Source organism: Nocardia sp. NPDC055165 (assembly GCF_053606985.1).
Genome location: NZ_JBSGSS010000005.1, coordinates 30,480 through 42,863 on the forward strand (window position 1 = coordinate 30,480; position 12,384 = coordinate 42,863).

Here is a 12,384-nt window from a genome sequence, read left to right on the forward strand (position 1 = left end):
GTTGGTAGCGCAGGCACCACCTTCGATTCGGGTGTGCGCGGCATGGGCACGGCGCCCGCTCGTTCCTAGGCTCGAATCATGCAGCTCAACACCACTTTTTCGAGCAAGTCACTGCGTGCCTTCACGGCCGGAACCGGCCTGCTCGCACTACTCACCGTCACCGCGTGTGGGCCCGAGAACAGCGCCACGGCGGCGCAACCGGGTCGGCCGGAGATCCGGCAGGCGCTCGAATCGGTGGTGCAGGCGGGATTCCCCGGCGCCCAGGCCGTGATCACCACCGCGGCCGGCGAACAGACCGTCACCGCTGGGGTCGGTGATATCGAGACGGGCGCACCGATTCCCGATGGGGCGTACGTCCGAATCGGCAGCAACACCAAGAGTTTCGTCGCGACCGTGGTCATGCAGTTGGTCGCCGAGGGGAAGGTCGAACTCGATGGTCCCGTCGAGCGGTACCTACCGGGCGTCGTGCAGGGCAGTGGCAACGATGGCAACCGCATCACCGTGCGCCAACTGCTCCAGCACACCAGCGGGCTACCGGACTATCTGGCCGGCGGCGATCCCAGCCTGCGTGCCGACCCCGGCACGCAGCAGATCGAGCCAGACCCGGAAGTCATCCGCCTGCGCCACTTTTCGCCCAGCGAGCTGGTCCGCATCGCGATGACGATGCCGCCGCGGCACGAACCCGGCGCCCGCTCGGTCTACACCAACACCAACTACATCCTGCTCGGCATGCTGATCGAGCAGGTCACCGGCCGCCCCGCCGCCACGGAGATCACCACCAGGATCATCGAGCCACTCGGCTTGCGCGACACCTACTTTCCCGCACCCGGCGACATCGGCCTGCGCACACCACACCCGCGCGGCTATCAGGAAATCGACGGCGCCCGTGTCGATTTCACCGACTTCGATCCCTCATGGGGCGATACCGCGGGTGCGATGATCGCCACCGGCTCGGATCTGAACCGCTTCTTCCTCGCACTGCTGGACGGCAAGTTGCTGCCCGCCGCACAGCTGGAACAGATGCGGCAGACGGTGCAGTTCGACCGAATGCCTTCGGCCGGTTACGGATTAGGCCTGGTCGTGCAGACCACCTCGTGTGGCAGGACGACCGTCGCCCACGGTGGCAGCATCCCCGGTTTCGATACCCGCACCGGGGTCACAGCCGACGGCGTCGCGGTGACCATCACCGTAAACGAGCTGCCGAACAGCAAAGACCAGGCAGAGGTTGTCGAGCGGGCCTTCGACACCGTGGTCTGCGCCTCATGAAACGCGCGATCCTGGCCGTCGCGGTCGCCGCGACGGCCGCCGGATTGCTCACCGCCACCACGGCATCGGCCGATGTCGACCCGCTCGATCGTTTTCGCCATCAGTCGCTGACCTGGCAGTCCTGCGATGATCCGCGTCTCGATCCGGCGGGCGCCCAGTGCGCGCAGGTGAGGGTACCGGTCGATTACTCGGCGCCACAGGCGGAAACGATGACCGTGGCCATCTCGCGGCTGCCCGCTACGGACCCGGCGAAACGTCGCGGCGTGCTGCTGTCCAATCCGGGAGGCCCCGGCGCTCCCGGTCTCGACTTCATGATCGACGTGCGCGAGGCGATGAGCTCCGAGGTCCGTGACCGCTACGACCTGATCGGCATGGATCCGCGCGGCATCGGCCGCTCCACCCCGGTGAACTGCCACTGGCAGCACGGATTCGGGCTGGAATCCGCCGGTCTCGACGGCGTCGGTTTCGCCGAAGGCGTGGCCCAGCAAGCCGAACTCGCCGCGCTGTGCGCGACGAACGAGGGACCTCGGCTGCACCACATCACCACACGCAACACCGCCCGCGATATGGACGTCATCCGTGCCGCCCTAGGCGAGGAGCGGATCAGCTACTTCGGCACCTCCTACGGCACCTACCTCGGCGCGGTCTTCGCCCAGCTGTTCCCCGAGCGCAGCGACCGGTTCGTCCTCGACAGTGCCGTCGACCCCGAGCACTACGGATCGGTCGGGATGATCCGTGCCATGGGCCCGGTCAACGAGGCGGCATTCGACCGATGGGCCGATTGGGTGGCCGCCCACGACGGCGAGTTCCGTTTCGGCGCGGACCGTTCCGCGGTCAGGTCGACCGTGCAGACCATGGTCCGCCGCGCGAACGACCGGCCGATCCGGATCGGCGAGTTCACCGTCGACGAACACAGCCTGCCGATGGTGCTCTACCGCGGGCTCGACGACCCACGCAACTATCCGCTGCTGGCACGCCAGATCCGGCAACTCGCCGATGCCGCCGACGGCATCGAGGTGCGGCCCGAACCCGAGCTTGCCGCCTCGCTCGCCTTCATGCTCACCGCGCGGCCACGCGACTACTCACCGGCGTTGGCCGTCCTGTGCGGCGATGTGGAAGTACCGCGCGATCCAGCCTGGTACTGGCGCAATATCGAGGCGAGTCGCGCCGATCAACCGCTGTTCGGCGCGTTCGCGAACAACATTCCGCCGTGCGCGTTCTGGGCGCCCCCGGTCGAGCAGCCGACCGTGATCGGCAATGCGGTGCCGAGCCTGATCGTCCAGTCCACCGACGACACCCGCACCACCCACGCGGGCGCGCGTGTCATGCACCGGGCAATGACGGGGTCACGCATGGTGACCTTGGAAGATGTCGCGGTGCACTGGATCTACGGCAACTACCCGAACACCTGCGTCGACACGACCGTCAACGCCTATCTCCGCGACGGCACGCTGCCCGACACCGACCCGGTCTGTCAGGACGATCCGGGGCGCGCGTTCAGGTAGGCCAGTACGGCGAGGACCCGGCGGTGGCCCGATTCGTCGGCGGCGAGGCCGAGCTTGGCGAAGATGCTGCGAATGTGTTTGAGCACAGCGCCTTCGGTGACGACCAGGCGTGCCGCGATGGCGGAGTTGTCCTGTCCTTCGGCCATCAGCGCGAGCACTTCGCGTTCGCGGGCGGTCAGCGTGGACAGCGGATCGTCGACCTTGCGGCGCACCAGCAGCTGTGCGATCACTTCCGGGTCCATCGCGGTGCCACCGGCGGCGACGCGGTGCAGGGATTCGAGAAACCGGTCGACCTTGCCGACCCGTTCCTTGAGCAGGTACCCGACGCCACCGCCACCGTCACCGAGCAGTTCGGAGGCGTAACTGTCCTCCACATAGGACGACAGCACGAGCACCGGCAGCCCGGGGTGGACGGTCCTGGCACGCACCGCAGCGCGCAGGCCGTCGTCGGTGAAGGTCGGCGGGAGCCGCACATCCACCACCACGGCGTCCGGCCGGTCGGCGGTGACGACGGCGAGGAAATCGTCGGCATTGTCGACGGCGGCCACCACGTCGATCCCGGCCGTCTTCAACAGCAGGACGAGGCCTTCCCGCAGGAGGGCGTCGTCCTCGGCGATCACGACCCGCACGGCAACTCCACCCGCACCACAGTAGGCCCACCGGCGGGGCTGCTCAGCGTCATCTGCCCGTCGAGCGCCTCGGCCCTGCGCCGGATGCCGGCCAGACCACCCCCATCGGTCGCGCTCGCTCCACCCATACCGTCGTCGCGGATCTCGACGGTGAGCAGATCGGGCGGCCCACCCAGTTCTATCGACAGTGTGTCGGCACCGGAGTGTTTGGTCGCGTTGGTGATGGCCTCGGCGATCACGAAATAGGCGGCGGCCTCCACCGCCATCGGCCGCCGGGTGATGCCGTTGGATTCGAGCACGCACGGGATCGGACTGCGCGCGGCCAGCGCGGAGACGGCGCTGTTCAGGCCCCGATCCGAGAGCACCGGCGGGTAGACGCTGCGCACCACATCGCGGAGTTCGGACAAGGCCGCCGAAGCCGTGTCCTGCGCGGTCCGCACCATCCGATCGGCGGCCGCGGAATCACGGTCGCGCAATTGCTCGGCCAGTCCGAGTTGCATGATCACCGCCGCGATTCTGGCTTGGGCGCCATCGTGCAGATCGCGTTCGATGCGGCGCAGTTCGGCACCGTGCGCGTCCAACGCGGCGGCCCTGGTCACGGTCAGCTCGGCGACCCGATCGGCCAGCACGGCGTTCTCGTCCGGCGCGAGCAACGCCCCTGCCACGCGGGCCTGCGCGTTCGCCGCCTCGGGCGCGCGCAGTGCGAGGGCACCGTAGACGATGCCGACCGCCACGCTCACCACGGCGGCGGTCCAAGAATCGATGACGATGCCGCCGCTGGACACCGTGCCGTCGGCCCGCGCACTCCAATAACTCGCGACGGCGAGATGCTGTACCGCGCTCAGCGGCAGTGCCACCGCCAGCGCGGCCAGTGGCAATCCGATGATCGCGTGCAGCACCAGCCAGGCCAGATCACGCCGATTCGCCGGATCGGCGGCCAGCGTCGCGAGCTGATGACGCAGGTCGCCGGTCAACGGCCGGTAGGCGGACACGATCGGCGTGCCGAGCAACCTGCCCGCCCTGCGCCGTTCGAGCCCCAGCAGCGGCCGGATCAACTTGACCGCCTCCGGCAGCGCGGGAATCCCGATCCCGATCAGGCTCGCGGCCGCCACGATCGCCAGCGCGACCACCGCGAACAGCGACGCCACCCCGGTCAGCCCGCCCACCAGCAGATAGCCGACAGCGGCGGGCAGACGACGTAACCGCCGCACTACACCACCGCTGCCGAATCGACTCACCCGATGATCATGCCGGGGGCGCACCCGCTCGGACTCGACCACCCTCGTCCCCGTCGCGCGGGTCCCCGGCTGACGCGGCGGACTGCGCGGCGGTGTCGACCAGCGCACCCACCCCTTCGGCGGCCTTGGCATCGCCGTCGGCTTGGATTCCCCCCGACATCCGCAGCGGAACTTCCTTCCAGAACAGCACCAGCAGCAGGGCGATCAACGCCACCGCGGAGGCGACGAGGAACACCGTCGACATCGAGTCGGCGAAGCCCACCTGGAAGGGCTTGGCGAGTTCGGGGTCGAGCTGCTGGATGATCGAGCTGTCCTGGAGGACCTTGCCCGCGGCCGACGTGTCGTGCGCCAGCAGGCCCTTGGCCAGCGCGGCATCCGCCGGGTTGGTGCTCTGCGCGCCCTCGATCACGGCCTGCTGGTAGGCGGGGTCCGCCGCCGACTGCTGCAATTCGGTGGTGATGTTCGGGGTGAGCAGCGAGAACAGGATCGACAGGAACACCGCGGCGCCGAGGGTGCCGCCGATCTGACGGAAGAACGTCGCCGACGCGGTCGAGACGCCCATGTCCTTGGGCGGCAGCGCGTTCTGCAAGGCCAGGGTCAGCGGCTGCATGAGATTGCCGAGGCCGAAGCCGGTGGCCGCCATGAACAGCATCGCCAGCCACAGCGGGCTGTCGGCGTCGAGCAGGTGCAGCAGGAACAACCCGAGCGTCAGCATGATCGCGCCGATTATCGGGAATGCCCGGTAGCGGCCGGTTTTCGAGATCAGCCGACCCGAGACGATCGAACCGGTCATCAGCCCGAGCACCATCGGCAGCATCTGCAGACCTGCCTCGGTCGGCCCGGCGCCGCGCACCACCTGCAGGTACTGCGGCAGCAGCAGCATGCCGCCGAACATCGCCGCACCGACGACGAAGGAGATCACCACGCCGAGCGCGAACGTCACATTGTCGAAGATCCGCAGCGGAATCAAGGCCGCGTCCCCCATGAACTTCTCGACCACGACGAAGCCGGCCAGCCCGATCGCGCCGATCGCGTAACAGATCACCGAAGAGTTACTGCTCCAGCCCCATTCGCGACCCTGTTCGGCCACGATCAGCAGCGGAACCAATCCGACCGCGAGCACGATCGCACCCGCGAAGTCGATGCGGTGGGTGGCATGCGGCTTGCGCGGCAGGTGCAGCACCCGGGTCACCACCACCAGGGCGAGCAGCCCCAGCGGCACGTTCACCAGGAACACCCAGCGCCAGCCGGTGATGCCGAGAATGGTGTCCTGCCCGGCCAGCAGCCCGCCGAGGACGGGCCCGAGCACACTCGAAATGCCGAACACCGCAAGGAAATAGCCCTGGTAGCGGGCGCGTTCACGGGGTCCGATGATGTCGCCCATGATGGCCAGCGCCAGCGACATGAGTCCGCCCGCGCCCAGACCCTGGAACGCGCGGAACGCGGCCAGCTGATACATCGACGTGGCCAGCGTGCACAGCAGCGAACCGACGATGAACAGACCGATCGCGGCCAGGAAGAACGGCTTGCGGCCGAACATGTCCGAGAGTTTGCCGTAGAGCGGGGTGCTGATCGTCGCGGTGATCAGGTAGGCGGTGGTGGCCCAGGCCTGCAGCGAGTAGCCGTCGAGGTCGTCGGCGATGGTGCGGATGGACGTCGACACGATCGTCTGATCGAGCGAGGCCAGCAGCATGCCGAGCATCAGCCCGGACAGGATGGTCAGGATTTGGCGATGGGTGAAGCCTGCCGGTGATTCCACCGGGGCCGCGGTTGTCGTCACGAAACGTTCTCCGTAGTGCTCAGTGCGGGCGGCTGGGCCAGCAGGACCGGGCGGGCCGCGTCGTAGTCCTCGACGAACCGCGTCAGCAGCCCGGCGAAGAGCGCGCGATCGTCGGTGGACCAGTTCTCGGTGACGATCGCGATGGAATTCCGGCGCCGCGCCCGGATCCGGTCGGCGGTCTCGCGCCCGTAGTCGGTGGCCTCCAGCACGGTGGCTCGCCCGTCGTCGGGGTCGGCGGCGCGCACCACCAGGCCACGCTCCACCAGCTGCGCGACCTGCCTGCTCACCGTCGACGCGTCCGAATGCACCGCGTCGGCGAGCGCGCCCGAGCGCATCGGCCCGTCACACACCAACCGGAACAGCACCATGAACCCCGCCGGGTCGATCCCCGAGTGGTCCTTGATCTGGGCCATCGCCCGATCGCGCAGCCGGTGCAGCCGCACGAGCTGGATCGCGATCGCGTCGATCGCGGGCTCACTCTCACTCACACGTTTACCTTTACTTGCATCAATCAATTAGTTGTGTGATGCAAGTATGTAGGCAGAACGGTCGCCGTGGCAACCGTTTGAACTGCCTTTACTCGCCCTTGAACTCCGGCGCGCGCTTCTCGAAGACCGCCGCGATCGCCTCGGGCAGGTCCTTCGACGGCAGGAACGCCGCGTTCCACGTCGACACGTAACGCAGGCCGTCGGCGATCGCCGGGCTGGTCCGCTGCTCGAGCACGTCCTTGATGCCCTGCACCACCAGCGGCGGGTTGCCCGCGATCTCGCGCGCCATCGCGTGCGCGGCGGCCTGCACGGCCTCCTGATCGGCGAACACCTCGTTCACCAGACCCATCCGCTCCGCGCGGGCGGCGTCGATGTCCTTGGCGGTGAAGGCCAGCTCCCGCAGATTGCCCTCGCCGATGATGCCGGGCAGGCGCTGCAGCGAACCGATGTCGGCGACGATCGCCACCTTCGCCTCACGCAGGCTGAACTTGGCATCCGCGCTGGCCAGACGAATATCGGCAGCGGCGATCAGGTCGAGACCCCCGCCGATGCACCACCCGGACACCGCCGCGATCACCGGCTTGGTGCACTCGGCCAGCGCCGTCACCGAGGCCTGCATCCGGCGGACCTCCTTGAGGAACTCCGTGCGCGGCCCCGCCTTCGCGTCGTCGGCCAGCACCGGAGCCAGCGTGCCCGCGGTCGCGGCCAGGTCGAGACCGAACGAGAAGTGCTTGCCCGCCCCGGTCACCACCACCGCCCGTACCTGCGGATCCGCGTCGAGCTCGGCGAAGACCTCGGGCAGCTCGCGCCAGAAGTCGGGTCCCATCGCATTGCCCTTGCCCGGTCCGATCAACGTGACCTGGGCAACGTTGTCGGCGATCTCGACGGTAAAGGCCTTCCATTCACTCATGCCCTGATTATTGCCACCGCGCCAACATGCCGCCCACCCAGCCCCGACCCCCGACCCCTAGGGAGGGGCCGGACGCGCAGCGGCCGGGTTCGCGGCCGTCCCGTCGATCAGGTGCCGTTGCGTAGGCGACGAAGGAGCAAGCAACGGTGCCTGATCGACGGGACCGGCGGGGCCGCGAACTCGAGCGCGCCAGCGCTCCAGAAACTCAGTGCGCGGAAGGGCCCCATTCCAGCGGCACGCCCTTGGAAGCGAGGTACGGAATCGGGTCCATCTTGGCGCCGCCCTGATCCCAGATCTCGAGGTGCAGGTGCGGGCCGGTGGACTGGCCGCGGTTGCCGACGGTCGCGATGACCTGGCCCGCGTTGACCCGCTGGCCTTCGCTGACCAGCATTTCGTTGACGTGGCCGTAGACGCCGGTGGTGCCGTCGTCGTGCAGCACCCGCACCCACAGGCCGAAGCCCGACGCCGGGCCCGCCTCGATGACGGTGCCGTTGGACACGGACTTGATCGGGGCGCCGATCGAGTCGGCGAAGTCGAGGCCGTAGTGCATGGCACCCCAGCGCGAGCCGAAGCCGGAGCTGATCGGGCCCGCGACCGGGCGGGTGGCCTGCGGCGGCGCGACCTGGTGCTGGATGCCCTGGAGGATGTCCTCGACCTGCGACAGCGGGCCTGAGATCTCGGGGGGCAGGTTGCCGATCCCGAAGGGCGCGGCCACGGGGGCGGCGATCGGCGCGGCGACCGCGGTCACCGGCGCGGGGGTCTCGACGTGCGCGGCGACTTCCTGCGCGGCGACGAGGTCGACATCTTGGCGGGCCGACTCGGGAACGACCGATTCCTCGACGCTGTCGTCGTGGGTCGGCAGCAGCGGTGCGGCGAAGGCCAGGGCCGGGGCGATCTGAGCGGTGACGCCGACCAACGCGCCCGCGGCGACCGCGGCACTGGCGGCGACCCGAACACGATCGGAACGCGACGCCTCGGCGCGGTGCCTGCTCCTGCTCGGGCTCCGGCCATCCGCGTGCGCAAGCAGGGCCTGCACGGAGATGGATTCGGGACCCACACGGTGCTGCGACAAGATCTCGTCCTAGCGTCCGACAACAAGGAAACGAAACCGGTCTGCGACCGGGCCGGAGACCACCTGGGTGTTCTCCGATGCCGAACTATGTGTAACGGTTCGGCATCCGTTGTGACGCGAACTCTACCCGGCCGTGACCATTCCGCAACCTTCTGTCACGAATTCGCAGGTAGATGACGTGCCGCACAGTAACAATCACAGTGTCCGACCCATCACACGCGCTGTCACCGGGCCTGAACACGGTCCCGACCGACCAGACTCGACCCATGGTGATCGAGACCTTGACCGTCCCCATCGTCGCCGCGCCCATGGCGGGCGGCCCGTCCACACCCGAGTTGGTGGTCGCCGTCGCGGCCGCGGGCGGGTTCGGCCAGCTCGCCGCCGGATACCTCGGCACCGAGGCGGTGGCAGCGCAGATCGAGGCGACCAGAGCCGCCACCACGGCGCCGTTCGGGGTGAACCTGTTCGCGCCCGGCGTGGTGGCCGATCCGGCCGGCTACGCCACCTACCTCGCCGAACTCGGCGCCGAATTCCCGATCGGCACCCCTGAGCACGACACCGACGGATGGGACGACAAGCTCGATCTGCTGGTCGCCGATCCGGTCGCCGTGGTCTCGACGACCTTCGGCTGCCCCAGCGCGGTGGAGGTGGACCGGCTGCACGCGGTCGGCTCGGAGGTGTGGGTCACGGTCACCTCCCCCGCCGAGGCGCTGATCGCCGTCGAGGCGGGCGCCGACGTGCTGATCGCCCAGGGCGCCGAGGCGGGTGGGCACCGCGCGAGCTTCCTCGACGATCCCGCCGACGACCCGATCGACCCGCCCGGCCTGCTCACCCTGATCCAGCTGCTCACCGCCGTCACCTCCCGCCCGCTCGTGGCGGCGGGCGGGATCGCCACCGGCGCCGGTGTGGCCGGGGTACTGGCGGCCGGTGCGTCGGCGGCGCAGATCGGCACCGCGCTGCTGCGCTGCCCGGAAGCCGGCACCAACGCCGTGCATCGTGGTGCGATCGGGACGCCGGAACCAACGATGCTCACGCGCGCGTTCACCGGACGTCGCGCGCGCGGGATCCGCAACCGTTTCCTCGTCGACCACACCGCCGACGCGCCCGCCGCGTACCCCGAAATCCATTACGCCACTGCCCCCTTGCGGGCGGCCGCGCGGGCGGGTGGCAACACCGACGAAGTGAATCTGTGGGCGGGGCAAGCGCACTCGCTGAGCACCGGGCAACCGGCAAGCGAACTGGTCACCGATCTCGCCGCCGACGCGAAAAGCGCACTCCGGAAAGCACTTTCGGAACGAATTCAGGGTTATTGACAACGGATTTCGTTTAGACTCGGACCTGGCATCGCGTCCCGCCGACCACCCCCAAGCAGGAGGAGAGCCATGTCCCTCGATGTTCCCGCCGCATTACTCGAACGCGCAGAACAAGGCAATATCGACGACGCCGAATTCGTCGAATGTGTCCGTACCTCCCTGCCTTACGCGTGGGAGGTGGTGAGCCGGGTGGCCGAAGACCTGCGCACCGGCACCGACGAGTACGCCGACAACCGGATCCCGCCGCCGGACGAGGTGGCTCGCGGGCAGCTGCTGCGCGCCCTGGCCTCCGACGCCATCCGCGGCGGCCTGGAACGGCATTTCGGTGTCAGGCTGGCCTTCCAGAACTGCCATCGGGTCGCGGCGTTCCCGCTGTCGGCCGTCGGCGGGGAGACCTACACCACCTACATCAGCCCTCGCGCCCAGCTCTTGAATCAGAGCCCCGAGCTGCGCAACTGCTGATCGACGAAAAAGGCGGGCGTGGAAGCAATTCCACGCCCGCCTTGTCGTTTTCGCTACACCGTGACGACGTCCAGCTCGCCCTCGGCGTACTGGGCGCGCAGGCGCTTCTTGTCGAACTTGCCGACGCTGGTCTTGGGCACCTCGGCGATGAAGGTCCAGCGCTCGGGCAGCTGCCACTTGGCGAACTTGTCGGCCAGGTAGTCGCGCAGCTCGGCTGCCTCGGCGGCAGCGCCCTCGGCGAGCACGATGGCGACCAGCGGGCGCTCGTCCCACTTCTCGTCGGGCACACCGATGACCGCGGCCTCGGCGACGGCCGCGTGGCCCATCACCGCGTTCTCGAGATCCACCGAGGAGATCCACTCACCACCGGACTTGATCACGTCTTTGGAGCGGTCGACCAGGGTGAGGTAGCCGTTGGCGCTGATCTTGCCGACATCGCCGGTACGCAGCCAGCCGTCGTCGAACTTGTCCGGGTCGATCTCCGCGCCGGTGGGCGAGTAGTAGGAGCCGGTGATCCACGCGCCGCGGACCTCGAGCTCGCCGAGCGACTCACCGTCGTTCGGGACGACCTTGCCGTCGTCACCGACCAGCCGGGCCTCGACGTTGGCCGGGAAACGACCCTGCGTGTAGCGGTACTCCCAGGCATCGTCGTCGCTGACGCCCGCGGGCGCGTGCGCGACGCTGCCCAGCGGGGAGGTCTCGGTCATGCCCCACGCGTGCAGGATGCGCACGCCGTGCTTCTCCTCGAACGCGCGCATCATCGCGGGCGGCACCGCGGAGCCACCGACGACCGCGGTACGCAGGTGCGAGATGTCCTGCGGCGCGGCGGCCAGCGCGGCCAGCACGCCGCCCCAGATGGTGGGCACCGCGGCGGCGAAGGTCGGCTTCTCGGCCGCCATCATCTCCAGCAGCGGGCCGGGCTGCAGGAAGCGGTCCGGCATCAGGACGTTGGCGCCCGACATCAGCGCCGCGTACGGCAGGCCCCACGCGTTGGCGTGGAACAGCGGCACGATCGCCAGCACGTAGTCCGAGCCCTGGAAACCCATGCCGTTGGGCGAGTTCACCTGCATCGCGTGCAGCCAGTTGGAGCGGTGCGAGTAGACGACGCCCTTCGGGTCGCCGGTGGTGCCCGAGGTGTAACACATCGCGGCGGCCGAACGCTCGTCGACGACCGGGAAGTCGAAGTCGGCGGACTGGGCGTCGAGCAGCTCGCGGTAGGAGTGCACGGTGACGCCTTCGGGCGCGGTGAGCGCGGCCGGATCGCCGTTGACGACGATCACGTGCTGCACGGTCTTCAGGTTCGGTAGGTACTGCGCGAACAGCGGCACCAGCGTGCCGTCGACGAGCACGACCTTGTCCTCGGCGTGGTTGGCGACGAAGACCAACTGCTCGGGGAACAGCCGGATGTTGAGCGCGTGCAGCACCGAGCCCATCGCGGGCACCGCGATGTAAGCGACCATGTGCTCGTTGTTGTTCCACATGAAGGTGCCGACGCGGTCGCCCTCTTCGATGCCGAGACCCCGCAGCGCGTTGGCCAGCCGGGCCGAATCGGCGCCGAGCTCACGGTAGGTCATGGTGCGAACACCGTCACCGGTCCATGTGGACACAGTCGAATCGCCCTGGAATGTTGCGGCATAGTTGAGCAGTTTGGCCAGCGAGAGCTGGTCGTCCTGCATGGTGCTCAGCATCGGTGCTCCTTCAAGTCCCTGCCGTGGCATGAG

The 12,384-nt window shown here is 68.7% G+C and carries 11 protein-coding genes; 4 read left to right on the plus strand and 7 right to left on the minus strand.

Features of this window, described 5'->3' with window-relative positions; translation table 11 throughout:
- The first annotated feature begins 78 nt into the window (after window positions 1-78).
- Together ACWFRF_RS12055 and ACWFRF_RS12060 are read left to right on the plus strand one after the other, a co-directional pair.
- Complete coding sequence (locus ACWFRF_RS12055) at window positions 79-1,266, plus strand: serine hydrolase domain-containing protein (RefSeq protein ID WP_452449927.1); 1,188 nt, start codon at window positions 79-81, stop codon at window positions 1,264-1,266.
- Window positions 1,263-2,771 (plus strand): alpha/beta hydrolase, encoded by a 1,509-nt coding sequence (locus ACWFRF_RS12060; protein ID WP_452449929.1) that lies wholly within the window; start codon window positions 1,263-1,265, stop codon window positions 2,769-2,771. The genes ACWFRF_RS12055 and ACWFRF_RS12060 overlap by 4 nt, the downstream gene beginning before the upstream one ends.
- Here the strand turns inward: ACWFRF_RS12060 and ACWFRF_RS12065 are convergent.
- From ACWFRF_RS12065 to ACWFRF_RS12090, 6 genes are all read right to left on the minus strand, one after another.
- Complete coding sequence (locus ACWFRF_RS12065; protein WP_378990780.1) at window positions 2,741-3,400, minus strand: response regulator transcription factor; 660 nt, start codon at window positions 3,398-3,400, stop codon at window positions 2,741-2,743. The two genes, ACWFRF_RS12060 and ACWFRF_RS12065, sit on opposite strands and share 31 nt — an antisense overlap.
- Window positions 3,388-4,638 carry a sensor histidine kinase gene (locus ACWFRF_RS12070; RefSeq protein ID WP_452449930.1) on the minus strand — a complete coding sequence of 417 codons (1,251 nt, stop codon included), beginning with the start codon at window positions 4,636-4,638 and terminating at the stop codon, window positions 3,388-3,390. Before ACWFRF_RS12070 ends, ACWFRF_RS12065 begins: the two co-directional genes overlap by 13 nt.
- 7 nt (window positions 4,639-4,645) lie before the next feature.
- Window positions 4,646-6,418, minus strand: a complete 1,773-nt coding sequence (locus ACWFRF_RS12075) for an MDR family MFS transporter (RefSeq protein ID WP_378990783.1) — start codon at window positions 6,416-6,418, stop codon at window positions 4,646-4,648.
- Window positions 6,415-6,906, minus strand: coding sequence for a MarR family winged helix-turn-helix transcriptional regulator (locus tag ACWFRF_RS12080; RefSeq protein WP_378990785.1), 492 nt, complete (start codon window positions 6,904-6,906; stop codon window positions 6,415-6,417). The genes ACWFRF_RS12075 and ACWFRF_RS12080 overlap by 4 nt, the downstream gene beginning before the upstream one ends.
- A gap of 88 nt (window positions 6,907-6,994) precedes the next feature.
- Entirely contained in the window at window positions 6,995-7,816 is an 822-nt protein-coding gene (locus ACWFRF_RS12085; RefSeq protein WP_452449933.1) for a crotonase/enoyl-CoA hydratase family protein, read from the minus strand.
- Window positions 7,817-8,021: 205 nt separating this feature from the next.
- Window positions 8,022-8,888: a M23 family metallopeptidase gene (locus ACWFRF_RS12090; protein WP_378632128.1), complete on the minus strand. Its 867-nt coding sequence runs from the start codon at window positions 8,886-8,888 to the stop codon at window positions 8,022-8,024.
- 266 nt (window positions 8,889-9,154) lie between these two features.
- Here ACWFRF_RS12090 and ACWFRF_RS12095 point away from each other — a divergent pair, with 266 nt between their 5' ends.
- A complete protein-coding gene (locus tag ACWFRF_RS12095; protein WP_379316103.1) occupies window positions 9,155-10,201 on the plus strand; it encodes an NAD(P)H-dependent flavin oxidoreductase in 1,047 nt (348 codons plus the stop codon).
- Window positions 10,202-10,270: 69 nt separating this feature from the next.
- Window positions 10,271-10,663 (plus strand): SCO5389 family protein, encoded by a 393-nt coding sequence (locus ACWFRF_RS12100; RefSeq protein ID WP_379316105.1) that lies wholly within the window; start codon window positions 10,271-10,273, stop codon window positions 10,661-10,663.
- A 53-nt stretch (window positions 10,664-10,716) separates the two neighbouring features.
- Here the strand turns inward: ACWFRF_RS12100 and ACWFRF_RS12105 are convergent, their stop codons facing one another.
- Window positions 10,717-12,351, minus strand: a complete 1,635-nt coding sequence (locus tag ACWFRF_RS12105) for a long-chain fatty acid--CoA ligase (protein WP_378990437.1) — start codon at window positions 12,349-12,351, stop codon at window positions 10,717-10,719.
- Window positions 12,352-12,384: the final 33 nt, after the last annotated feature.

Excerpts from the sequence above, each read along its gene's own strand:
- ACWFRF_RS12055 (WP_452449927.1), top strand. The coding sequence starts at position 79 with ATGCAGCTCAACACCACTTTTTCGAGCAAGTCACTGCGTGCCTTCACG.
- ACWFRF_RS12060 (WP_452449929.1), top strand. The coding sequence starts at position 1,263 with ATGAAACGCGCGATCCTGGCCGTCGCGGTCGCCGCGACGGCCGCCGGA.
- ACWFRF_RS12085 (WP_452449933.1), bottom strand. The coding sequence starts at position 7,816 with ATGAGTGAATGGAAGGCCTTTACCGTCGAGATCGCCGACAACGTTGCC.
- ACWFRF_RS12095 (WP_379316103.1), top strand. The coding sequence starts at position 9,155 with ATGGTGATCGAGACCTTGACCGTCCCCATCGTCGCCGCGCCCATGGCG.
- ACWFRF_RS12100 (WP_379316105.1), top strand. The coding sequence starts at position 10,271 with ATGTCCCTCGATGTTCCCGCCGCATTACTCGAACGCGCAGAACAAGGC.
- ACWFRF_RS12105 (WP_378990437.1), bottom strand. The coding sequence starts at position 12,351 with ATGCTGAGCACCATGCAGGACGACCAGCTCTCGCTGGCCAAACTGCTC.